Consider the following 23,174-nt stretch of genomic DNA (forward strand, 5'->3'; position numbering starts at 1 on the left):
CCGCCTCCTGTCGCCGGAAGGCGGTATGCCGCGTCCGGGCCCGCCGGGCCAGGGCGTCAGGCCCTGCCCGCCAGATGGGGCGGTGCGACGTCGGCATAGGTCGCGAGGCCGTTGCCGAAGGACCAGTTCTCCCGCGCGATCTCGACCAGGGTGACGAGCACGTCCTCCGGCCTGGTCCCGAGCGCGCCGAGATTCCCGGCGATGGCGGAAAACAGCGCCTTCTTCTGCGCGACGCTGCGCCCGGTCGAGAGGTGGATCTGGATCATCACCAGGTCGTCGGTCCGGGCGATGCCGAGGTAGCCGGGATCGTAGATCACGTCGTCGAACTGGCTCGAGACGACCTGGAACCGGTCGTCGGGCGGGATGCCGATGCTGTCGACCATGGCGGCGTGCACGGCATCGGCGATGGCGCGGCGCTCGTCCGGCGAGCGGTCGCGCTTCAGGGTGATGGTGACCAGGGGCATGGAAGGATCTCCCGGAGAGGTCTCCGCGGCTGCAAGGGCAGCCTCGTTCCTATTAATGTACCTACTGGTATGTATGAAATCGACGCGCACGCATCCCTGGCCTGCGCGGCGCTCACCGCTCGACGATCGGCGCGCCCTCCTCGTGCCGGGCCTGCCAGCCGTGGCGCACGAGTTCCGGGTCGGCATGCTCCTCGGCCGGGGTGCCGACGCAGAGATAGGCGATCAGCCGCCAGGCGACCGGCACGTCGAGGGCCCTCGTCACCTCCTCGGGGCACAGGATCGAGACCCAGCCGACGCCGAGGCCGTGGGCTCGCGCCGCGAGCCAGAAGGTGTGGATGGCGGTGACGGTGGAGTAGCGCAGCATCTCCGGCATCGTGGCGCGGCCGAGCCCGTGGCCGGCCCCGGTTTCCTCGTCGCAGAACACCGCCAGGTGCACCGGCGCCTCGCGCAGACCCGCGAGCTTGAGGCGGCGATAGGCGGCGGCGCGTTCATCGTCGTAAGTGGCGGCGGCCGCCGCGTTGCAGCGCAGGAAGCTCGCGGCCACGGCCTCGCGGCGGCCGGGATCGGCGACCCGCACGAAGCGCCAGGGCTGGCTGTTGCCGACCGAGGGGCTGAGGCGGCTGAGCGCCAGGCAGGCGCGCAAGCTCTCCTCCGGCACCGGATCGGGGCGGAAGCGCCGCACGTCGCGGCGCCAGGCGACCAGCTCCGCGAAGCGGGCCCGGAACGCCTCCCCGAATTCCGGCGCGCCGGTCGCCGGCTCCGTCACGGGTGCGCCGCGTCCGGACGCGCCAGATCCCCGAGCAGGCTCGCCGCCACCGAGACCTTCGACACCGTGAGGCCGGACGCCGCGATGGCCGCGACCGCGGTGCGGATGCGGGCGAGCGAGGCACCGCGGGCCTGGCTCCAGGCCTCGACCGCGGCCGCACCTTGCGCCTCGAAGGCGGCGGCCTCGGCGGTGAGCGCCCGATGGGCGGAGGCGATGCCGGCGACCGCGCGTTCGAGCGCGATGCGGTCGAAGGTGTCGGCCACCGGCACCGCCCGGGCGGCGGCCGCGAGCGCGTTGAGGCGGAAGAGGTCGGCCAGCGCGAAGTGGGTCGCGGCGATCGCCGCCGGCGGCCGCCCGGTCGCCTCGGCGACCTGGACGATGTCGGGGGCGGCGCCGAGCTCGCTCAAGGCGGCGAGGCGGGACGCGAGGCCCTCCGGCACGCCGTGGTCGACGAGGGCCCGGATGCGCCGGGCCAGGGCCTCGGCCGCCGCCGGGGGGAGGGCGCCCGGCAGGGCATCCGAGACCGCCGCGATGCCGTCGCGGTAGCGCGCGACCGCCGCCTCGATGCCGCCGGGAGCGGCCTCGCCGTTGCGGATGAACCAGACCATGCGCTGGCGCAGGAGGTCCTGCAATTCGGCGTAGAGGGCGAGCTGCTGGTCGCCGGAAATCGTCCCGTCGAGCCCGTCCACCGCCTTGTTGAGGTCGATCAGCCCGAAGGCGTCCCGGGTCACCGCGTAGGCGGCGGCGATGGCGGGCGCCTCGGCGCCGGTCTCGTCGGCGAGGCGGCTGACGAGGGTCGGCCCGCCGCGATTGACGATGGCGTTGGCCAGGCTGGTGGCGATGATCTCCCGGCGCAGGCGGTGGCCCTGCACCGCGTCGGGGTAGCGGGCGACCAGGACCGGCGGGAAGGAGCGCTCGAGCTCGCGCGCGAGGTAGGGATCGTCCGGCACCGCGCTGTCGAGGAGCGCGTCCTTGAGCGCGAGCTTGGCGTAGGCCAGCAGCACCGCCAGCTCCGGCCGCGTCAGGCCCTCGGCCCCTTGCGCCCGCTCGGCGAGGGTGGCGTCGGAGGGCAGGGACTCGACGCCGCGGTCGAGGCGCCCGTCGGCCTCCAGGATCTGCATCAGCCGGGTGGCGAAGCCGGTCTCGGACGCGGCGGAGCGCTGGGCGAGCGACAGGGCGAGGGTCTGGAGCTGGTTGTTCCTCAGCACCAGGTCGGCCACCGCCTCGGTCATGCCGGAGAGGAGCGCGTTGCGGCTCTCCGGGCTCAGGCGGCCGTCGCGCTCGGGCGTCGCGAGCGCGATCTTGATGTTGACCTCGACGTCCGAGGTGTTGACCCCGGCCGAGTTGTCGATCGCGTCGGTGTTGAGGCGCACGCCCCGCCGGGCGGCCTCGATCCGGCCGCGCTGGGTGAGGCCGAGATTCGCGCCCTCGCCGACGACCCGGGCGCGCAGCTCCGCGCCGGTGATGCGGATCGCGTCGTTCGCCCGGTCGCCGGCCTCGTCGTCGCTCTCGGAGGTCGCGCGCACGTAGGTGCCGATGCCGCCGAACCACAGGAGGTCGACCGGGGCCCGCAGGATCGCCTGCATCACCTCGGCGGGCGTCGCTTCGGCCCGGTCGAACCCGAGGAGGGCGCGAACCTGCGGCGACAGCGGCACGGTCTTGGCCTGCCGCGAGAACACCCCGCCGCCGGCCGAGATCTTCGAGCGGTCGTAATCGGCCCAGGACGAGCGGGAGAGCCCGAACAGGCGCTTGCGCTCGGCATGCGCCGCGACCGGGTCGGGATCGGGGTCGAGGAAGATGTCGCGGTGGTCGAAGGCCGCCACCAGCTTCAGGCAGCGCGACAGCAGCATGCCGTTGCCGAACACGTCGCCCGACATGTCGCCGACGCCCGCGACCGTGACCGGCTCGGCCTGGATGTCGATGTCGACCTCGCGGAAGTGGCGCTTCACCGCCTCCCAGGCGCCGCGGGCGGTGATGCCCATCTGCTTGTGGTCGTAGCCCTGGCTGCCGCCCGACGCGAAGGCGTCGCCGAGCCAGTGATGCGCCTCGAGGGAGAGCGCGTTGGCGACGTCCGAGAAGGTGGCGGTGCCCTTGTCGGCGGCGACCACCAGGTAGGCGTCGTCCTCGTCGTGCCGCACCGTCGCGGGCGGCGGGACGATTTTTCCGTCGACGATGTTGTCGGTGAGGGACAGGAGCGTGCGGATGAAGATCCGGTAGCTCTCGGTGCCCTCCTGCATCCAGGCCTGGCGGTCGGACGGCGGCGGCAGGCGCTTGGGGAAGAACCCGCCCTTGGCGCCGACCGGCACGATCACGGCGTTCTTGACCTGCTGCGCCTTGACGAGGCCGAGCACCTCGGTGCGGAAATCCTCCGGCCGGTCCGACCAGCGCAGGCCCCCGCGGGCGATGTAGCCGAAGCGCAGGTGCACGCCCTCGACCCGGGGGCTGTAGACGAAGATCTCGAACAGCGGCCGGGGCAGCGGCATCCCGTCGACGCGGGCGCAGCGGAACTTGAACGCGATCGTCTCGGGCGGCAGGCCGTTGCGGCCGAGCTGGAAGAAGTTCGTGCGCTGCGCCGCCTCCACCAGGTTGACGAAGCGGCGCAGGATCCGGTCCTCGTCGAGGCTCGTGACCCCTGCCAGATCCGCCTCGATCCCGGCCCGCGCCGTCTCTTGGGCGGCTCCCCGGTCGCCCTCGAGGCGGGGATCGAAGCGGGCGTGGAACAGCGCCACCAGCCGCCGGGCGAGGGCCGGGTGCCGCGACAGGGTGGCGGCGAGGTAGTCCTGGCCGTAGCGGATGCGCAGCTGGCGCAGGTAGCGACCGAGCGCCCGCACCAGGGCGACGTCGCGCCAGCCGAGCCCGGCCTCCAGCACCAGGCGGTTGTAGGCGTCGGACTCGGCGAGGTCGCGGGCGAGCGCCAGCAGCGCCGCCTCGACCGGACCCTCGACCGAAGCGACGTCGATGGCGCCGCCGCCGGCGCGCTCCAGCACCATGTCGTGCAGCCAGACCCGGGCACCGGCGCCCTCGGGCTTGAGGCGGTAGGAGCGCTCCTCGATCACCCGGAAGCCGAGATTCTCCAGCACCGGCACCCGCTCCGAGAGCGGGAGCGCCGCGCCGCGGGAGAAGACCTTGAGGCCGATCCGGGTGTCGGGATCGCCGGGCCGGCGGAACAGGTCGACCGCCCGCGGCTGGCCCTCCGAGATCCGCTCCAGGATGGCGATGTCGGGCAGGGCCTGGGCGCCCGGGTACATCTCGCGGTACCCCGCCGGGAAGGCGTCGGCGTAGACGGCGGCGAGCCCCCGCGCGTCGCCGCCGCGGGCCTGCCCCAGCGCCTCGCGCAGCGAGTCGCCCCAGGTGCGGGAGAGCTCGGCGATGCCGGCCTCGAGCCGGGCGGCGTCGATCTCCTCGGGCGGGCTGCCCGGCGTCGCCACGATGACGTGGAGGCGGGCGAGCGGGCCTTCCGGGTAGTCCGGCGCGATGGTCGAGAGGCGCCCGCCGAGCTCCTCGGCGAGGTAGGTGCCGATCCGCGCCTGGAGCCGGGCGTCGGTGCGGTCCTTCGGCAGGTAGGCGATCAGCGAGACGAAGCGGCCGAACTTGTCGGGACGGGCCAGCACCCGCACCCGCGGCCGGTCGGCGAGGGAGACGATGGCGAGCGCGAAGCGCAGGAGCAGGTCGGCGTCGGTCTGGAACAGGTCGTCGCGCGGATAGGTCTCGAGCACGTGGACGAGGGAGCGCCCGGCATGGCTCGTCGGGTCGAGGCCGGCACGGCCGAGCACCGCCGCGACCTTGCGGCGCAGGTACGGCACCTCCTCGGCCCGGCTCGCATAGGCGCTGCCGGTGAACAGGCCGACGAGGCGCAATTCGCCGGGAGCGCCGCCCTCGGGCGGGAAGACCTTGATCGCCACCATGTCGAGATGGGCCTGCCGGCGCACCCGGGAGCGCAGGCTGGCCTTGGTGACGAGGAGGGCCTCGGGCCCCTCCAGGAAGGCGCGGATCTCGGGCGTCACCGCCACCATGGCGTCGCCGCGGCGCAGGACCTCGACGGCGGGGTCGCGCAGGAGGCCGAGCCCGCTTCCCGGCACGCCGGCGTGATCGGCGCTCCCCTCGTCGCGGTACTCGCGCAGGCCCAGCAGCACGAAATGCCCGTCGCGCAGCCAGTCGAGGAAGGCGCGGGCCTCCGCCCGCTCGTCGGCGGCGAGCGGCCCCGCGGCGTCGCCGTAGGCGGCAGCGGCCCGGGCCAGGCGCTCGGTCATCGCCGCGTGGTCGGCGGCGGCGGCGGCGACGTCGGCGTAGACCCGGGCGAGGCTCGCGGCGAGCGTGGCGCGGGCCGCCTCGTCGTCGATGCGGTCGAGATGGACGTGGATGAAGCTCTCGCGGGCGAGCCCCTCCGCCTCGCCCGCCTCCTGCGCGGTGGTCTCGCCGACGACCCGCACCAGGGCGCCGTCGGCGCCGCGCTCGACGCCGAGGATCGGGTGGGCGACGAGGCGGGGCTGGTAGCCGCGCCCGACGAGTTCGGCCAGGGTCGACTCGAGCAGGAACGGCCGGTTGGCGTTGACCGCCTCCAGGACCGTGATGTCGCGCCGGCGCCCGCCCTGCTCGACCTCGACGTCCGAGAGGCGCACGGCGCTGATCGTCCGGCCGGGCCGGGCGGCGGCGAGGTGGGCCCGGGCGGCGAGCGCCAGGTCGGCCAGGGCCTCGGGCGGGTAGGCGGTCAGGTCCTCGGGCGCGACGCGGCCGAAGAGGTCGCGGACGAAGCCGCCGGGTCCGCCCCGGTCTTCGGCCAGGGCCGCCGCGGCGGCGATCAGGTCGGTGCGGCTGGCCTTCGCTTCGGGGGTCGCGGTCGCGGTCGAGGGTTCCACGTCTGCAAGTCCTCTGCCGAGGTTGGTGACCGGAGCGGTGGCACAGCGCAGGGACCCCCGCAAGCCCGACCTCGCGCAGCGGCTGCAAACTGCCTATAGCTCGCGCATGATCAAGGGGAGGGCACCGGCATGACCGGGGGTAGGAAGCGGACGAAGCCCGAGGTTGGCGAGCGGCCGGCGCCGCAGGAGACGGCAGGGACCGTGATGGCCCTCGACCTCCCGCCGTCGCCCGACCTCTCGCCCGAGATGCGGGCCTATTTCGACAAGTGCCGGGAGAAGATCGGCTTCGTGCCGAACGTGCTCCTCGCCTACGCCCACGACAGCGCCAAGCTCGAGGCGTTCGCGGGCCTCTACAACGACCTGATGCTGGCGCCCTCCGGCCTGTCGAAGCTCGAGCGCGAGATGATCGCCGTCGCGGTCTCGAGCGTGAACCGCTGCTACTACTGCCTCACCGCGCACGGCGCCGCGGTCCGCAGCCTCTCGGGCGATCCGGTGCTGGGCGAGATGATGGCGATGAACTACCGTGCCGCCGACCTCTCGCCCCGCCACCGCGCCATGCTCGACTTCGCGGTGGCGCTCACCGAGGCGCCCTGGACGATCGAGGAGGAGGACCGCGAGGCCCTGCGCGATGCCGGCTTCTCCGAGCGCGACCTGTGGGACATCTCGGCGGTGGCGAGCTTCTTCAACATGTCGAACCGCATGGCCTCGGCGGTCGACATGCGCCCCAACCGCGCTTACCACGCTGAGGCCCGGACCGCGCCCGGCCCGGACGAGGCGTGACCGCGGCCGGTCGCCCGGTTGCGGCCGTGTCGGCTTGACGCCAACGGCCCGGGATGCCCGGCGCTCCGGGCCGTTGGCCTATCTCGCATTGTCGATGCCGAGCCGGAGGCTTGGTGACAATGCGAGAGCGGGACCAAAAGTCGTCTTCGACGACCGCTGTTACGAGCCGAACGGGATCGTCGGCTGCCCCGCGAGAACCCGGCATTCAGGCATGCATCCAGCCTCCGCTCGTCGAGGACGGCGGACTGGGGTCGTCGAGGGATTCGGGGGATGTGACCGGCTGCGGTCCAGTGTGTCGCGTCGCCACTCGACAGGAAAAGCCTGTCAGGGGATCCGATCATCCCGCCCTGCGGCAGGATGGTGCGGCCGAGAGGACTCGAACCTCCACTGGTTGCCCAACTAGCACCTCAAGCTAGCGCGTCTACCAATTCCGCCACGGCCGCGGATGTTGCCGGACATCGAAAAACGGTCCAGCCTTCTGAAAAACAGCTTCACAGTATCGGACACGAAGACCGCTCAGCGGCGAGTGCCCCGGCAACCTCGTTCGACGTCTGGTCTCGGTGAGGGGCGAGATCGTCGCGTCGAGTTCGGTGTCCATCCCGCCCTTCGAGAGGACGGATGGTGCGGCCGAGAGGACTCGAACCTCCACTGGTTGCCCAACTAGCACCTCAAGCTAGCGCGTCTACCAATTCCGCCACGGCCGCGGAGTGCTTCGTCTCGCCGGAAGCGGCGGGGCGGGGGTGAGACCCGTCCGAAGCGAGGCTGCGAATACCAGTCCCCTCCCGGGGACGCAAGCGCCCCGATGCGGATCCGGCGAACAATCTGGCCTAGAGGGCGTCCGAGAGGGCGCCCAGCAGGGCGGCGCCGCCGTCGCCGATGCGGATGCCGGGCTCGCGCACCACCTCGGCCTTGCGGATCAGCTCGGTCACCTCCACGGAGATGCGGTTGCCCGTGACCACGATCTGGCCGCGGGCGATCGGGTGGTTGTTGGCGAGGATCTCGACCATATCGCTGTCGGTGGAATCGAGCTCGATCACCGCGCCGCGGCCCATGCGCAGCAGCATGTGGATCGGCATCCGGGTCCGCCCGAGCACGACCGCGAGGTCCACCTTGAGAATGTCGAGTACCGCCAACGGACGCACCCACCCTGACCACGAGACGATGCCCCGACAATCCGATCTTATGGTGAAGCCTTGGTAAACGACCGGCTCGGAACCACCCCGGGCAGTTTCCTGCCCGCGCCCGGAAGCCCCCCCGTCGAGTGGGTGGTGCGCGATCCCCTGCTCGACTACCGCGAGGCCGAGGCCGCGATGGAGGAGCGGGCCGCGGCGATCGCGGAAGGGCGCGCGCTGGAGCGCGTCTGGCTCGTCGAGCACCCGCCGCTCTACACCGCCGGCACCTCGGCGAAGGAGGCCGACCTGGTGGCGCCGGAGCGCTTCCCGGTCCACCGCACGGGGCGAGGCGGGCAGTACACCTATCACGGCCCCGGGCAGCGGGTGGCCTACGTGATGCTCGACCTCAACCGGCGGCGGCCGGACCTGCGCGCCTACGTGGCCGCCCTCGAGGCCTGGCTGATCGCCACGCTCGACGCCTTCACGGTGCGGGGCGAGCGGCGCGAGGACCGGGTCGGCGTCTGGGTGCGCCGGCCGGAGAAGGGGCCGGGCGTCGAGGACAAGATCGCGGCGATCGGCATCCGGGTGCGGCGCTGGGCGACCTTCCACGGCATCAGCCTGAACGTCGAGCCGGACCTGTCGCACTTCTCCGGCATCGTGCCGTGCGGCGTGCGCGAGCACGGCGTCACCAGCCTCGTCGATCTCGGCCGGCCGGTCACCCTGCCGGAGGTCGACGCGGTGCTGCGGGGCCGCTTCGAGGCGATCTTCGGGCCGACGATCCTCGTCGACGACGATGCCCGGGCGTGAGGCGCACGTGACCGTGCGCCGTGTCTTCCGAGGGGCGCGCGTGATCGCGCACCGTTTTATCCACTCCGCGCGCGTCACCGCGCGCCGTGGTTTCCACCCCGGCCGGACTTGCTCTAGAGTGCCGGGCGAGACCGCGTCGGCGCCCCGACCGCGGCAGGACGCGCGGCCCCGGCCCGCGCCACCACGGAGGTCCGCCCGTGCCGGATGTCCCCGCGCCCATGCCGGCCGCTGAGACGCCGGAGGAGGCCGGGACCCTGCGCGCCGCCCTGGCCGTCGCACCCCTGCCGTCCCTGCTGGTCGCGCCCGGCCCCGAGGGGGCGGTGCGCTTCGCCAACCCGGCCGCCGCGTCCCTCCTGGGGGAGGGGGTCCATGCCCTCGCGTCCCTCGGCGCCGAGCCTGAGGCCGAGGCGGCCCTGCGGGCGCTCCTGTCGTCCGGCGGGCCGGCCGGCGCCGAGGTGCTCCTGCGCCGCCGCGACGGCGCGACGCTCTGGGCGCTCGTCCACCTCTCGCCGGTGCGGGAGCCGGGCTGCGCCGGCCTGGTCCAGGTCGTCGAGACGTCCCGGTGCCGCGACCTCGAGGCGGCGCTCGCCCTGGCGCAACGGCGGGAGGCGCTGGGCCAGCTCACCAACGGCGTCGCGCACGAGTTCAACAACCTGCTGCAGATCCTGGTCGGCTACGTCGACGGCCTGCGCCGGCGCCTCGGCGACCATCCGGACGCCTTCGTGCAGCGGGCGCTCACCCGCTCGACCGACGCCGCCGAGCGCGCCTCGGCGCTCACCCGCCATCTCCTGACCTTCTCGCGCAAGCACCGGCCGGAGCCGCGGCCGGTCGATCTCAACGCGCTCCTGCGCGGCTCCCGCGAGCGGGCGGTGGGGCTCCTCGGGGACGGCGTCGCCCTCGATCTCGATCTCGCCGAGGACCTGTGGATCGCCTGCATCGACCCGGTCCAGACCGAGCTGGTCCTGCAGATCCTGCTGCGCAACGCCGCCGAGGCGATGCCGTCGGGCGGGCGCGTCACGATCGCGACCTGCAACCACGGCGGCGAGGGCGTGGCCGCCGACGGGGCGGCGGGGCGCCACGTCGTGCTGAGCGTGACCGACGGCGGCGCCGGCATGGCGCCGGAGATCCTGGCCCGGGCGCTGGAGCCGTTCTTCACCACCCGCGAGCCCGGTCGCGGCACCGGCCTCGCCATCCTCAACGCCGTGGTCAAGCGCCAGAACGGTGCCGTTGCGCTCCGCAGCCGACCGGGCGAGGGCACCTGCGTGCGCATGACCTTCCCGGCGGCGGAGGCGCCGCGGTCGCGGTCGCAACGAAGTGCCGACGCTGACTAATCCCGAGCAGCGCAAAAATTTATCGCTTGGCAGATCTGGCGCCGATCGGTGACTCTTCATCGGGTGTGGTGACAAACGGGTAGGCATCCGGCGCGATGCCTCCCTTCTACTGCGCCACCCACGCCCCCATATGTGCGATGGGGGAGAGACGCCCCGGACCGGTGATTGCGCGAGGCTGAGACGAACCGATGATGACCACCTTCACCCGCGGCCGCCGCACGGCGGTGGCCTTCGGCCTGGCGGCCCTGATGGCCGTGGCGGCGACGGCCGGCGAGGCGCGTCCCGGCGGCGGCGGCTCCGTCGGCTCGCGCGGCTCCAAGACCTATTCGGCGCCGCCCCCGACCGCGACCGCCCCCGGCGCCCCGGCGCCGATGCAGCGCTCGATGACCCAGCCCGGATCCCAGATGGGTGCCGCGGCGGCGCCGCAGCGGCGATTCGGCGGCGGCTTCTTCGCCGGCCTGCTCGGCGCGGGCCTGCTCGGCGCGCTGATCGGCGGCGGCTTCTTCGGCGGCCTCGGCGGCATCGCCTCCTTCCTCGGCCTGCTGCTCCAGGTCGGCCTGCTGGTCGGCGTGGTCATGCTCGCCCTGCGCTTCTTCCGTCGCCGCAGGCCTGAGCCGGCGATGGCGGGTGCCTACGAGCGCAGCGGCCCGGCGGCCGGCCCGGGCGGTCCCCTCGGCGGCATGGGTGGCGGCTTGGGTGGCGGCTTGGGCGGCATGCTCGGCGGCGGCGCGGCCGCGCAGCAGGCCCGCCCGGCCACGCGCGACGAGGTCGGCATCACCCCGCAGGACTTCGACGCCTTCGAGCGCACGCTGGGCCAGGTCCAGCTCGCCTACGGCGCCGAGGACGCCGCCACCCTGCGTCGCCTCACCACGCCCGAGATGTTCGGCTACTTCGGCGAGGAGATCCGGGCCAACACCGCCCGCGGCGTCGTCAACAAGATCGCCGACGTGAAGCTGCAGCAGGGCGACCTCGCCGAATCCTGGCGCGAGGGCCCGGTGGACTACGCCACGGTGGCGATGCGCTACACCCTGCGCGACGCCGTGATCAACCGCGCCAACGGTCAGGTCGTCGAGACCAACCCGCCGGAGGCCACCGAGGTCTGGACCTTCCTGCGCGAGCGCGGCGGCCAGTGGGTGGTCTCGGCGATTCAGCAGACGCGGTAACGGCGCGAGGCGGGGAGCCATCTCCCCGCCTCCCGTGGCAGAGCCCTCGATCCCGCGCGGATCGGGGGTTTTTTCGATTCGGAATGATCGTTTCCCGGTCGCTGCTCGGTTTCCTCGACCTCCACTACACCCGCTTGATCACCTCGGGGCCGTGCAGCGGAGCCCGGAATGACGAAGCGGGTGTGGATCGAGGCGCCCGATCGGCGGCCCTCGTCGCCGAGCCGGCTCTCAGAGCACCCGCGCCATCTTCACGAATCCCTCCACCGGCACCTCCTCGGCCCGCGCCGTCTCCGGGATGCCGGCAGCGGCGAGCAGGAGCCCTGGCTCCGGCGTCGCGGCCTTCAGGCTCTGGCGCAGCATCTTGCGGCGCTGGCCGAAGGCGGCCCCGGTCACGGCTTCGAGGGCCCGGACCCGGCAGGGCAGGGGCTCGGGTCGCGGCACCAGCCGCACCACGCTCGACGTCACCTTCGGCGGCGGCACGAAGGCGGAGGGCGGCACGTCGAACAGGAGCTTGGCCTGCGTGCGCCAGCCGCAGAGCACGCCGAGCCGGCCGTAATTCGCCCGGTCGCCCTCGTCGGCGACGATGCGCTCGGCGACCTCGCGCTGGAACATCAAGGTCAGCGAGTCCCACCACGGCGGCCAGGCCTCCGCCGTGAGCCAGCCGGTGAGGAGCTGGGTGCCGACATTGTAGGGCAGGTTCGCGACGATGCGGGCCGGGCCCTCGCCGATCAGCGGCCGGGGATCGAAGGCGAGCGCGTCGGCCTCCACCACCTCCAGCCGGCCGGGATAGTGGGCTGCGATCTCGGCGAGCGCCGGCAGGGCGCGGGAATCGCGCTCGATCGCGATCACCCGTGCCGCGCCGTGCATCAGCAGCGCGCGGGTCAGGCCGCCGGGGCCGGGACCGACCTCGACCACCGTCACGCCCTCGAGCGGCCCTGCCGCGCGGGCGATCCGCCCGGTGAGGTTGAGGTCGAACAGGAAGTTCTGGCCGAGCGACCGGCGGGGCATCAGGTCGTGGGCCTGGACCACCTCCCGCAGGGGCGGCAAACCGTCCGGGGCGCTCACGCCGATACTCCCTGCGGGGCACGGGTCAGCCGCCCGGCGAGCTTGAGGGCCGCCACCAGGCTGTCGGGCCGGGCGAGGCCCTGGCCGGCGATGTCGAAGGCGGTGCCGTGGTCCGGCGAGGTGCGCAGGAACGGCAGCCCGAGGGTCACGTTCACGCCGTCGTCGAAGGCGAGCGTCTTGATCGGGATCAGCGCCTGGTCGTGGGTCGGGGCGAGCGCGACGTCGTAGGTGGCGCGGGCGCGGGCGTGAAAGAGCGTGTCCGCCGGGTGCGGGCCGGTGATGGCGATACCCTCCGCCCGCAAGGCCTCGACCGCGGGAGCGAGCACGTCGCGGTCCTCGGTGCCCATCGTGCCGGCCTCGCCCGCGTGCGGGTTGAGCCCGGCGAGCACGAGGCGCGGAGCGGACAGGCCGAAGCGGGTGCGCATGTCGCGCTCGACGATCCGGGCGGTCTCGACCACGAGGTCGGCGGTCAGCAGCTCGGGTACCCGGCGCAACGGCACGTGGATGGTCACCGGCACTACCGCCAGCTCCTTCGACCACAGCAGCATCACGGGCGTCGGCGGGGCCGCTCCGGGCGCGGCGGCGAGCGCCGCCAGGTACTCGGTATGGCCGGGATAGCGGAAGCCCGCCTCGTAGAGGACGTGCTTGGCGATCGGGTTGGTGACGAGGGCGGGCGCGCGGCCGGCCCGCACCAGCCGCACCGCCTCGTCGATCGACGCGACGGTGCCGGCGGCGCTCGCCGGATCGGGCCTGCCCGGCTCCGCCGCGACCGTGAGGCCGTCCGGCAAGCGCACCACCGGCAGGGCGCGCCCGAACGCCTCCGCGGCCGTCTCGGGCGTGACCGCGGCGAGCGGCACCGGAAGGCCGAGCCGGGCGGCGAGGCCTGCGAGGAAGTCCGGATCGCCGATGACGAAGAACGGCGCCAGGCCGTGCTCCTCCCGGGCGAGCCAGGCCCGCAGGGTGATCTCCGGGCCGATCCCGGCGGGATCCCCCTGTGTCAGCGCGAGGGCTGTGGTCATCGCGGGAAACCCGTCTGGTGGTGGCGCGCCCCGCGCCATGGCATCCCGGCTCCCGCCGGGCAAGCGCCCGGGGCGCGCCCGCCCCGGGCGCCCCGCGTCACCGGGCCGTCGCGATGCCGTCCGCCGTCGTGGTGGTGCTGAGGTTCTGGCGGAAATTCGCCTCGCCGAGGGTGCGCAGCTCGATCCGCAGCAGGAAGGTGCGGTTGCGCTCGCGCAGGCCCGACGCCGTCTCGATCGGCGACGACAGGTAGTTGAGCGAGATCGTCGTGCACTCGTCGCGGTAGCCGAAGCCGAGGCCCGACGACGAGACGTAGAACTTGTCGGCCCGGTCGTAGGTCGGCGCGGTGCCGACCGGGTTGAGGAAGTAGGCCTGGGCCGCCGAGGCGTAGAACTCGCGCACCTGGAGATAGTGCGAGAGATCGAACAGCACCGAGCCGGTGACGAACCAGTTCGGCGTGATGTTGTAGAGCGCCGAGGCCTGCAGGCCCTCGCGGCGGCGGTCGAAGCCGAGCTCGGGCTGCGCCTCGTAGCGGGCGTAGATCAGCGAGGTCTCGAGCGGCAGGAAGGGTGCGAACTTCGCCGTGATGCCGCTCTCGAGGCGCTTCAGCGCGAAGGTGGCGTTGTCGAACCGGGCCCGGGTGATGAAGCTGATGTTCTGGTTCGGCGAGACCTGGAAGCGCGAGACGAAATCGGAGCGGGTGGTCTCCAGGCCGGAATCGCGGCCGACATTGGCGATGTCGCCGCGCCGGAACGAGTTGACGCCGCCGAGCGCGATCGACTCGCCGAACATCGCGTTCATGTAGAAGCCGTTGCGGCCGGTGATCGAGTACTCGGCGCCGAGATTGGCGCGCACGCCGCCCTCGACCCGGTCGTAGCCGGAGAACTTGTCCCACTCGAACAGCGACGTGTCGTCGAAGACGAGGCTCTGGGCGTCCTCGTTCGGCAGGCGGCCGATGCGGGTCTCGCTCGGCCGCGCGATCACCTGGGCGATCGGCGAGACGGTATGGATGCCGAGCGGCCCCATATCGGCGACGAAGGGGTAGCGGTACTCGAGGCCGACCGCCGGCATCACCCGGCCGGAGAAGTTCGACTCCGGCGAGAACAGGTTGGTGACCTCGTTGTTCTGGTAGCCGGTCGTGCTCGGGTTCACGAAGAACGCGTCGCCGCGCAGGTACGCGAAGGGCTGCCAGCGCTGGCCGAACTCGTCCGTGAAGGTGCGCCGCCACGACACCTGGGCGGTGGCCCGGGTGGTGTCGCCCGCGAGCCCGCTCACCAGGCATTGCCCGCGCTCGAACACCGAGCAGGTGCTGTAGAGCGGGAAGGTGATGCCGTTGACGCTCGGGCTGAGCAGGTAGGTCCCGGTGCGCGGGATCTGGGTGTACTGCGTCGCGTCCCGGGTCAGGTGCTGGAAGTTGGCCTGGAACCGCACCTCGCCGCCGATCGGGTCGGGCCCGTCGCGGCGCTTGTCGTAGTCGATCACCGGGGCGACGATCGGCTGCTGCTTCTGCCAGTCGAAGGTCGACAGGCCCTTGAAGTAGTAGCCCCGCGCCTCGAACCACGAGCGGTCGCCCTGACCGATCAGGAAGGCGGTGGACACCGCCTCGCGGAAGTAATCCGTGGTGATCGACTGGTTGCGGATGCGGTAGTTGTCGAGGAACCACTTGTCGGTGACGCCGACCACGTCCCAGCCGGCGCGCCAGTTCTGGGCGAGGTAGAATTGTCCCGCCGATTCGATCGAGCCGCGGAAGTCGCGGTCGCCCGAGCCGAGCGGCCCGGGCAGGAAGGCGCTCGGGGTCGACTGGAAGATGCCGCTGACCCGGATGTTGTAGAAGCCGTTGGCGAGGCGCTGGCGCCACTCGGCCTGGCCGAGCACGCCCTGCTTCGACAGGAAGGTCGGCTCGACGGTGAGGTCGTAATCGGGCGCGATGTTCCAGAAGAACGGCGTGCCGATGCCGTAGCCGAGCACGTTCGAAGACACGAAGTGCGGCGCCAGGAAGCCGGTGTCGCGCCGCACCGTCGGGTCGGGCGAGTAGAAGTAGGGCAGGTAGGCGACCGGGATGCCGGCCACTTCGAGGTAAGAATCCTCGTAGTAGATCCGGCGCTCCTCGTTGTTGTGGATGATCCGCGCCGCCTTGACCTGCCACAGGGGCGGCCGCTCAGGATGGTCCTTGCACGGCTCGCAGGCCGTGTAGGTGCCGTACTCGAAGGTCGTGGTCTGGCCCTCGACGCGCTCCGCCCGCGGGGCGGAGAACCGCACCCGGGCCGGGCGGCCGCGCTGCTCGATGGTCTGCTGGATGCGCAGCGAATCGATGAAGCCGGACTTGAAGTCGTCGGTCAGCTCCATCCGGTCGCCGGTGACCACCGCGCCGGTCTCGTCGGTGAGGCGGACGTTGCCTTCCGCGAAGACCCGGCCGGTGTTGCGGTCGTAGCGCACGCGGTCGGCCAGCAGGGTGCGCGGGCCGTAATGCAGCTCGGCATTGCCGACCGCCGAGACCGTGTTGCGGTCGTTGTCGTAGACGAGCTCCTTGGCCTCGACGAGCAGCCGCTCGCCGCTGCCCTTCGCCGCGTTCCGGGCCGAGCCGGCCGCGAGGCGGTCGTTGAGCGTCCCTTGCGCGCGCGCAAGGTCGCTCGCGCCCACCGTGACGGCGGCGGCCAAGAGAACCGTCAGGGATCCCGTGACCGCGGCATCCGCGGCCTTACGCACGACTCGACCCATCCCCGCACCCGCTATGCCCGAACCCTGTCTCCGGAGGTTGGGCATTCAGCCGTCCTCCAGGTGCAGAAGCGCGAGCGTTCCGAGAAGACTCCCTACCACGGCCGGGAACCACGCCGCCACCGGCGCCGCGACCAATCCAGAGGCTCCTAGGCCCTCCATCACCTGCCGCGCCACGTAGAGGACGAAGCCCGCCGCGACGCCGCCCAGCACCATCTTGCCGATGCCACCAAAGCGGAAGAACCTTAATGAAACCGATGCCGCCACCAGCACCATCGCCAGGAACAGCACCGGGCGGGCCATCAGCACGTCGTACTGCAGGCGGTAACGCGTGGCGTCGAGTCCCGCCCGCTCGGTCCGGGCGATCGTCTGGTTGAGTTGCCAGAAAGGCACGGATTCCGGCGGGGTGAAGCGCTGGCGCACCTGCGAGGGGTCGAGCGTCGAGGCGATCAGGTAGGTGTCGTAGCTCTGCGGCTCCTGATCGAGCCCCTGGACGCGCACGTCCTGCAGCTCCCAGTAGCCGTCGTGCAGGATGGCCCGGGCCGCCTGCATCTGCTGGCTGAAGGCGCCGGCCTCGTCGAAGGTGAAGACCGCGACGCCGGCGAGCGTGGTGGTGCCCTCGATCGCGGTCTCGGCCCGGATGATCGCCTGGCCGTCGAGGCTGCGCTGGCGGATCCACAGGTCCTTGCCGGAGCCCGCCTTCGAGGAGCGGGCGAAGATCTTGGCCTCGATCTCGGTCGAGCGCTGCTTCAGCTCGGCCGAGACCGGGTTGTAGACCCCGACCGTGAAGGCGCCGATGCCGAGCGCCACGAGCGCGCCGGGCTGGAGGAACTGCCAGGCCGAGATGCCGGCGGCCCGCGCCACCACCAGCTCGAGCTTGCGGCTGAGCTGGAGGAGCGCCGCCATGGCGCCGAACAGGATCGCGAAGGGCAGGACCTGCTCGGCCACCGCCGGGGTGCGGAAGAGGGCGAGCCGCGCCATCACGGCGGCCGAGGCGCCCTCGGCGTCGCCGGCACGCCGCATCAGCTCGACGAAGTCGAGGGTGTAGACGAGGGCGAAGACCGTGAGGAAGACCCCCAGGATCATGCGCAGGAAGCGCGCCGCCAGGTAGCGGCCGAGGGTGACGCCGATCAGCATGGCCTCAACCCGCCCGCATCCGCATGCCCCGGACCGGCAGCGCCCCCGAGAGGCGGCGCAGCCGGACCGCGACGGCGGCGTTGAAGGCCCGCACCCGGTTGCCCTGGTAGGCGACGAGGAGCGAGAGCGCGATCGCGATGAGCGGCGCGGCGTAGACCGCCGTGACGGCGGCCTGGCTGCGCACCGCCGCGCTCGAGGCGGCGAAGCCCGCGATGCGCAGGGCGACCACGGCGGCGATCGCGCCCGCGACCGCGAGCCCGCGGCCCTGCCGGGTGGTGCGGGGGTCGCCGAGCGCCGCGAAGGCGATCAGCCCGAGCGCCAGGGGATAGAGCCAGGAGGAGAGCCGGTCGTGCAGCTCGGCCCGGAAGCGGCCCTTGGTCAGCTTGTAGTAGGTCTCGTTGGCGTCCGGGAACATGAGCTGCACCGTCGAGCGCTCGCGCGGCTTGTAGATCGTGTCGGCGTCCGGCGGGGTGAAGGCCGCCAGATCCACGGCGTAGCGCTGGAAGGTGATGATCGACGAGTCGCGGCTGCCGGGCTGCTGGCGGTTGATGCTGCCCTTCTCGAGCACGAGGTAGGTCTGCCCGTCGAGGTCCACCGCCTGGCCGCGCTCGGCGAGGTAGACCACCGTCTTCCCGGCCTCGCGCCGGTCCTGCATGAAGATGCCGAGCAGCGCCCCGTTCGGCGCCCGCTCGCGGAAGTGGAAGGTGATGCCGCTGTCCAGCGTCGTGAACTGCCCCTCCTTGACCACGTTGGCGATGAAGTCGCCGCGCACGCGGGTGAGCACGTCGCGCAGCTCCTGGAAGCTCGACGGCATCACCTGGATGGTCAGGAAGCCGATCGCCGCGCTGACGACGAGGGCCAGCGTCAGGAACGGCCGCATCAGGTGGCGCGGCGACATGCCGGCCGCGCTCATCACGATCAGCTCGGAATCGCCGTTGAGCTTGTTCAACGCGTAGACCACCGCGATGAACAGCGCGACCGGCGCGATCACCGTGATGAGGGTCGGCAGCGACAGGCCGGTGATCAGGAAGAAGATCAGCAGCGTCTGGCCCTTGGCGGTGATCAGGTCCAGCTCGCGCAGGGCCTGCGTCACCCAGATCACGCCGGTGAGGCCGATCAGGCACGACAGGAACGCCCCGAGGGCGATGCGGAAGATGTATCGCTCGATCTGCTTCATCGGCCGGCTGCGGTCGGGCCCCCTCCCGCTCCGATGCTGGTTAGGCGCCCCCCGCCGGCCGCACAAGCATCGGGGGCCCTCAAGCACGGCAAGTGCGGCCTTTTGCGGGCGGGCGCGCCCCGAGGGTCACAGGTCCTGGTCACGGATCGGGCCGGTCCGCCGGAGGTGGCCGGGTGCGCACCCGGTCGCGTTGCGCTCGAAGGCGTCCCACCGCTACACAGGACCGACGCGGCGCCCATCGTGAGACGCGCGATCCAAGGAACGGGACGAAAGCAACGCCATGGCGGACGGCATCAGCATCGAGATCGAATCCCTCGCCGCGTCGGGGGCGCTGCCCAAGCCCGGCGGCGACCTCGTGCTGTTCGTCGGCGAGGACCTCGCCTTGTCGCCGCGGGCGGCCGAGATCGCCGGGCCCGGCGCGGCCGAACTCGTGGCGCGCGCCGCCGGCGTCGAGCGCTTCAAGGGCAAGGCCTCGAGCGCCCTCGTGATCACCGCCCCGGCCGGCCTCTCCGTCGAGCGCCTGGTGGTGATCGGCACCGGCTCCGACGACGCGGCCTCCCGCGACTGGGCGACGCTCGGCGGCTTCGTCGCCGGCAAGCTCGGCAGCCGGTCGGCGACCGTGGTCCTCGAATGGCCCGGCACCGCGCCGGGCTCCGACGAGGTCGCGGCCTTCTCGCTGGGTGCGCGGCTTCGCGCCTACAAGTTCGACCGCTACAAGAGCAAGAAGTCGCCCGAGGGCGAGGAGAACGGCGGGAGCGGGCGCCTGACCCTGCTGGTGCCCGAGAATGCCGGCCTGAAGAAGGCGCTTCGCGGCGCCGAGGGGCTGGCCGAGGGCGTGATCCTCGCCCGCGAGCTCGTCAACGAGCCGCCGAACGTCCTCGATCCGGAGGAGTTCGCCCGCCGCGCCGCGGCCCTCGAGAAGCTCGGCGTCGAGATCGAGATCCTCGACGAGAAGGACATGAAGAAGCTCGGCATGCGGGCGCTGCTTGCCGTCGCGCAGGGCTCGGCCAAGGAGGCCCGGGTCGTCGTCATGCGCTGGAACGGCGCCGAGGACGCCTCCGAGGCGCCGGTGGCCTTCATCGGCAAGGGCGTGACCTTCGATTCCGGCGGCGTCTCCATCAAGGGGAGCGGCGGCATGGAGGACATGAAGGGCGACATGGCGGGCGCCGCCTGCGTGGTCGGCCTGATGCACGCGCTGGCGAGCCGCAAGGCCAGGGTGAACGCGCTCGGCGCCATCGGCCTCGTCGAGAACATGCCCGACGGCAAGGCCCAGCGCCCCGGCGACATCGTGACATCCCTGTCGGGCCAGACGATCGAGATCATCAACACCGACGCGGAGGGCCGCCTCGTGCTCGCCGACGTGCTCTGGCACGTGCAGCAGACCTACAAGCCCCGCTTCATGATCGACCTCGCGACCCTGACGGGCGCGATCCTGGTGGCGCTCGGCCAGGAATTCGCCGGCATGTTCTCGAACAACGACGAACTCGCCGGGCGCCTCTCGGCGGCGGGCGAGGCCACCGGCGAGAAGGTCTGGCGCATGCCGCTGGCGCCGGGCTTCGACAAGCTGATCGAGTCGAAGTTCGCCGACATGAAGAACACCGGCGGCCGCCACGGCGGCTCGGCGACGGCGGCGCAGTTCCTGAAGCGCTACGTCAACGACGTGCCGTGGATCCACCTCGACATCGCCGGGGTGGGCATGGGCTCGCCGGCGACGGAGACCAACCGCTCCTGGGGCTCGGGCTGGGGCGTGCGCCTCCTCGACCGGCTCGTGCGCGACCACTACGAGGCGTGAGCGCCGCCGCCGGCGCCCTCGCGGGCGCCGCTCCGACGATCCCGGCCCGCCGGTCCGGGTGGCTCGCCGCCCTCGCGCCCCTCGCGGCGGCGCTCGCCGCGGTGGCGCTCGCCGCCGCCGCCGGCACCACGCAAGCGACCCTCGACGCGGCGGGCCTCGGCCAGTGGGCCTACGGCTTCTTCGCCGAGCGCTACCCGTTGTTCTTCGCCGCCATCGCCTACGGGGTGGCGCGGGCGGCGCTCCTGCCCCTCGAAGCGCCGGGCTGGCGCGGCTGGCTCGGTGCGCTCCTCGGCCTCGCCCTGGTCCTCGCCCTGTCGCTGCACCCGACCTATGGCGGGCTCGTGCTGAGGGCCGGCTTCTCGGTCGGCGGCGTCGCCTTCCTGTCCGGCCAGACGATGACGGTGGCGCAGGGTCTCGGGGCGTGCGTGGCGGCCGTGGTCTTCGGGAGCGCCCTCGGGCTTCCCGCCCTCGCCGCCCGCGGCCTGCCGCGGCGGGGAACCCGGCGCCGCGCCCTCGTCCGCGGGCTCCTGCGCTTCGCCGCCCTCGCCTGGGCCCTCTTCGTGCTCGCGGCCGCGCGGGATCTCGGCCTCGCGGGCTTCCCGCGCCTGCCGCTCGGCGCCCAGGCGCCGCTCGCCCTCGGCCTCGCCCTCGCGGCGTTCCTGCCCCATGCCGTCCTGGGGCTTCGCAGCTCGGTTGAAACCGCCCCTGGGACTCGCTAACCCGAGGGGCAGCCGGAGGCCCACAAGAGGCGTCCGGCACCGGGGAGGACGGAGTTCATGGGCCAGGAGTTCCTGGGCAAAGGGTCGAGCGCGATGGATCCGAACACCCCGCCGCGGCCCTGGCTCGCCGCCTATCCGGCCTCCGTCCCGGCCGAGATCGAGACGGACCGCCTCGGCACCCTGGTCGACCTGATCGAGACCGCCACGCGGCAATTCGCCGACCGCCCGGCGATCACCTGCTTCGGGGCCTCCCTGACCTTCGCGGACCTGCGGCGCGAAGGCGAGGCGATGGCGGCCTGGCTCCAGGGCGAGGGCATCGGCAAGGGCGACCGGGTCGCCCTGATGATGCCGAACGTGCCGGCCTTCCCGATCGCCCTCGTCGGCGTGCTGCTCGCCGGCGCCACGGTCGTCAACGTCAACCCGCTCTACACCCCGCGCGAACTCACCCACCAGCTGCGCGATGCCGGCGCCCGGGTGCTGGTGGTGCTGGAGAATTTCGGCCGCACGGTCGCCGAGGCGCTGCCCGAGCTGCCGGGCCTCGAGCGCGTCGTGGTGGCGGGCGCTGGCGACGGGCTCGGGCTGAAGGGCTCGCTCGTCACCCTGGCGGCGCGCCACCTCAAGAAGGCGGTGCCGGCCTTCGATCTGCCGGAGGCGCGGCGCACGGGCTTCAAGGCGGCGCTGGCGGCCGGGCGCAAGGCGACCTTCCGGCCGGTCGCGGTGTCTCCCGACGATCTCGCCTTCCTGCAATATACTGGCGGCACCACCGGCGTGTCGAAGGGGGCGATGCTCACGCACCGCAACGTCGCCGCCAATGTCGAGCAGAGCCGGGTGTGGTTCGGCATGCGCGACGACGAGGGCCCGGGCCGGGTGATGGTGACGGCGCTGCCGCTCTACCACATCTTCGCGCTGACCTGCTGCTTCTTCTTCATGCTGCGGCTCGGCGCCTGCTGTCTGCTGGTGCCGAACCCGCGCGACATCCCCGGTTTCGTCGCGCTGCTGCGCAAGAGCCGGTTCACCAACCTGTCGGGCGTCAACACGCTGTTCAACGCGCTGCTGAACCACCCCGACATCGGCAAGGTCGACTGGTCGCGGCTCGAACACGCCATCGCGGGCGGCATGGCGATGCAGGGGCCGGTGGCCAAGCGCTGGAAATCCGTCGCCGGCAAGCCGGTGATCGAGGGCTACGGTTTGTCCGAGACCTCGCCCGTGGTCTCGATCAACCCGCCGACCCTGCACGACTGGTCCGGTACCATCGGCTACCCGGTCTCCTCGACCGAGGTCTGCATCCGCGACGCCGCCGGCACCACCCTGCCGGCGGGCCAGCCCGGCGAGCTCTGCGTGCGCGGGCCGCAGGTGATGGCCGGCTACTGGGGAAGGCCCGACGAGACCGCCCGGGCGATGACCCCGGACGGCTTCTTCCGCACCGGCGACGTCGCGGTGATCGAGCCCGACGGGCAGGTCCGCATCGTCGACCGGATGAAGGACATGATCCTGGTCTCCGGCTTCAACGTCTACCCGAACGAGGTCGAGGACGTGCTCGCCGCCCATCCGGGCGTGCTCGAGGTGGCGGTGGTGGGCGAGCCCGCGGCGGAGACCGGCGAGAGCGTGGTCGCCCACGTGGTGCGCCGCGATCCCGACCTCACCGCCGAGGCCCTGCGCGCCTACGCCCGGGAGGGCCTGACCGCCTACAAGGTGCCCCGCCGCTTCGTCTTCCGCGACAGCCTGCCGAAGACCAATGTCGGCAAGGTGCTGCGGCGGGCGCTGCGGGAGGGGGAGGCGGTGGGGTAGCGCGCCGCCGCTCCGAAGCCTCGCCCCCCCTTCGTGCGGCGCTGTTCGAAAAAAGGAGAGGTGCGGGTTTCCCCCCCTCTCCCCGCCCGCGGGGAGAGGAGAGACCCGCGCCCTCCTGCTCCCGGCACGGCTCCGTCGCCGAGGGGAGGGCTCGAGTCCGGTTCACCCCACGGTGATCCCCATCTCCTCCGTCTGCGAGAACCCGTTGTCGCCCGTCCAGGTGAAGCGCAGCGTCCCGGTCCTCGTCGCGACGGTGGTGAAGGTCAAGTAGGGGTTCGCCGCGCTCGCGGGCGACAGTTCGGCGCGGAACACCTCCTCGCCGTCGTAGGTGCAGACGAACTCGGTGATGATGTTGCGCGGAATCAGGCGGCCGTCCGGGCCGGGGCGGTAGCCGGTCTCCATCGGGTGCGAGATCAGGGTCTTGACCTCGATCACCGCACCGGGTTTCGCGGTCTTCGGCAGGTTGATGAGGGCGCGGGCCACGG

General features: G+C 72.6%; 17 protein-coding genes and 2 tRNA genes. 7 read left to right on the forward strand and 12 right to left on the reverse strand.

Annotated features, from left to right (window positions below):
• Nucleotides 1-56 precede the first annotated feature (56 nt).
• The 3 genes from DK419_RS22940 to DK419_RS22950 all read right to left on the reverse strand — a co-directional run bounded on the left by DK419_RS22940 (nt 57) and on the right by DK419_RS22950 (nt 6,086).
• The gene (locus DK419_RS22940) at nt 57-464 is read right to left on the reverse strand and encodes a tautomerase family protein (protein WP_109961139.1); all 408 of its coding nucleotides are present in this window, start codon (nt 462-464) and stop codon (nt 57-59) included.
• A gap of 112 nt (nt 465-576) precedes the next feature.
• Nucleotides 577-1,230: a 5,6-dimethylbenzimidazole synthase gene (gene bluB / locus DK419_RS22945; RefSeq protein ID WP_109961140.1), complete on the reverse strand. Its 654-nt coding sequence runs from the start codon at nt 1,228-1,230 to the stop codon at nt 577-579.
• Entirely contained in the window at nt 1,227-6,086 is a 4,860-nt protein-coding gene (locus DK419_RS22950) for an NAD-glutamate dehydrogenase (protein ID WP_109961141.1), read from the reverse strand. Before DK419_RS22950 ends, bluB begins: the two co-directional genes overlap by 4 nt.
• Before the next feature lie 204 nt (nt 6,087-6,290).
• Between DK419_RS22950 and DK419_RS22955 the strand changes: the two genes are divergently transcribed.
• Nucleotides 6,291-6,866 (forward strand): peroxidase-related enzyme, encoded by a 576-nt coding sequence (locus DK419_RS22955; RefSeq protein ID WP_245442650.1) that lies wholly within the window; start codon nt 6,291-6,293, stop codon nt 6,864-6,866.
• Between the two features lie 358 nt (nt 6,867-7,224).
• On the opposite strand, the gene DK419_RS22960 is transcribed toward DK419_RS22955, so the two are convergent.
• The 3 genes from DK419_RS22960 to DK419_RS22970 form a co-directional block, all read right to left on the reverse strand.
• Nucleotides 7,225-7,309, reverse strand: a tRNA-Leu gene (locus DK419_RS22960).
• A 176-nt stretch (nt 7,310-7,485) separates the two neighbouring features.
• Nucleotides 7,486-7,570: transfer RNA gene (locus DK419_RS22965), tRNA-Leu, on the reverse strand.
• 123 nt (nt 7,571-7,693) lie between these two features.
• Nucleotides 7,694-7,999, reverse strand: a complete 306-nt coding sequence (locus tag DK419_RS22970) for a FliM/FliN family flagellar motor switch protein (protein WP_109962456.1) — start codon at nt 7,997-7,999, stop codon at nt 7,694-7,696.
• Nucleotides 8,000-8,059: 60 nt separating this feature from the next.
• Here DK419_RS22970 and lipB point away from each other — a divergent pair, with 60 nt between their 5' ends.
• From lipB to DK419_RS22985, 3 genes are all read left to right on the forward strand, one after another.
• Nucleotides 8,060-8,785, forward strand: a complete 726-nt coding sequence (gene lipB, locus DK419_RS22975; protein WP_109961143.1) for a lipoyl(octanoyl) transferase LipB — start codon at nt 8,060-8,062, stop codon at nt 8,783-8,785.
• Between the two features lie 218 nt (nt 8,786-9,003).
• Nucleotides 9,004-10,116, forward strand: coding sequence for an ATP-binding protein (locus DK419_RS22980; protein WP_109961144.1), 1,113 nt, complete (start codon nt 9,004-9,006; stop codon nt 10,114-10,116).
• Between the two features lie 188 nt (nt 10,117-10,304).
• A complete protein-coding gene (locus DK419_RS22985; protein ID WP_109961145.1) occupies nt 10,305-11,279 on the forward strand; it encodes a TIM44-like domain-containing protein in 975 nt (324 codons plus the stop codon).
• 228 nt (nt 11,280-11,507) lie between these two features.
• Here the strand turns inward: DK419_RS22985 and rsmA are convergent, their stop codons facing one another.
• From rsmA to lptF, 5 genes are all read right to left on the reverse strand, one after another.
• Nucleotides 11,508-12,287, reverse strand: a complete 780-nt coding sequence (gene rsmA / locus DK419_RS22990) for a 16S rRNA (adenine(1518)-N(6)/adenine(1519)-N(6))-dimethyltransferase RsmA (RefSeq protein ID WP_245443051.1) — start codon at nt 12,285-12,287, stop codon at nt 11,508-11,510.
• 53 nt (nt 12,288-12,340) lie between these two features.
• Entirely contained in the window at nt 12,341-13,363 is a 1,023-nt protein-coding gene (gene pdxA / locus DK419_RS22995) for a 4-hydroxythreonine-4-phosphate dehydrogenase PdxA (RefSeq protein WP_109961147.1), read from the reverse strand.
• Between the two features lie 97 nt (nt 13,364-13,460).
• Nucleotides 13,461-16,079 (reverse strand): LPS-assembly protein LptD, encoded by a 2,619-nt coding sequence (locus DK419_RS23000; RefSeq protein ID WP_109961148.1) that lies wholly within the window; start codon nt 16,077-16,079, stop codon nt 13,461-13,463.
• Between the two features lie 45 nt (nt 16,080-16,124).
• A complete protein-coding gene (lptG, locus tag DK419_RS23005) occupies nt 16,125-17,213 on the reverse strand; it encodes an LPS export ABC transporter permease LptG (RefSeq protein WP_109961149.1) in 1,089 nt (362 codons plus the stop codon).
• A 4-nt stretch (nt 17,214-17,217) separates the two neighbouring features.
• Nucleotides 17,218-18,390: an LPS export ABC transporter permease LptF gene (gene lptF, locus DK419_RS23010; RefSeq protein WP_109961150.1), complete on the reverse strand. Its 1,173-nt coding sequence runs from the start codon at nt 18,388-18,390 to the stop codon at nt 17,218-17,220.
• 280 nt (nt 18,391-18,670) lie between these two features.
• On the opposite strand from lptF, the gene DK419_RS23015 reads away from it, so the two are divergent.
• Genes DK419_RS23015 through DK419_RS23025 form a run of 3 tightly spaced genes read left to right on the forward strand, consistent with a single transcriptional unit; the run spans nt 18,671 to nt 22,689 of the window.
• Entirely contained in the window at nt 18,671-20,182 is a 1,512-nt protein-coding gene (locus tag DK419_RS23015) for a leucyl aminopeptidase (RefSeq protein ID WP_109961151.1), read from the forward strand.
• Entirely contained in the window at nt 20,179-20,901 is a 723-nt protein-coding gene (locus tag DK419_RS23020; RefSeq protein ID WP_245442653.1) for a hypothetical protein, read from the forward strand. The genes DK419_RS23015 and DK419_RS23020 overlap by 4 nt, the downstream gene beginning before the upstream one ends.
• A gap of 57 nt (nt 20,902-20,958) precedes the next feature.
• Nucleotides 20,959-22,689 carry an AMP-binding protein gene (locus DK419_RS23025; RefSeq protein WP_245442655.1) on the forward strand — a complete coding sequence of 577 codons (1,731 nt, stop codon included), beginning with the start codon at nt 20,959-20,961 and terminating at the stop codon, nt 22,687-22,689.
• A 162-nt stretch (nt 22,690-22,851) separates the two neighbouring features.
• On the opposite strand, the gene soxZ is transcribed toward DK419_RS23025, so the two are convergent.
• Nucleotides 22,852-23,172: a thiosulfate oxidation carrier complex protein SoxZ gene (gene soxZ, locus DK419_RS23030; protein ID WP_109961152.1), complete on the reverse strand. Its 321-nt coding sequence runs from the start codon at nt 23,170-23,172 to the stop codon at nt 22,852-22,854.
• Between the last annotated feature and the right edge of the window lie 2 nt (nt 23,173-23,174).

The sequence above is a fragment of the Methylobacterium terrae genome (assembly GCF_003173755.1).
GTDB classification, from domain to species: Bacteria; Pseudomonadota; Alphaproteobacteria; order Rhizobiales; family Beijerinckiaceae; genus Methylobacterium; species Methylobacterium terrae.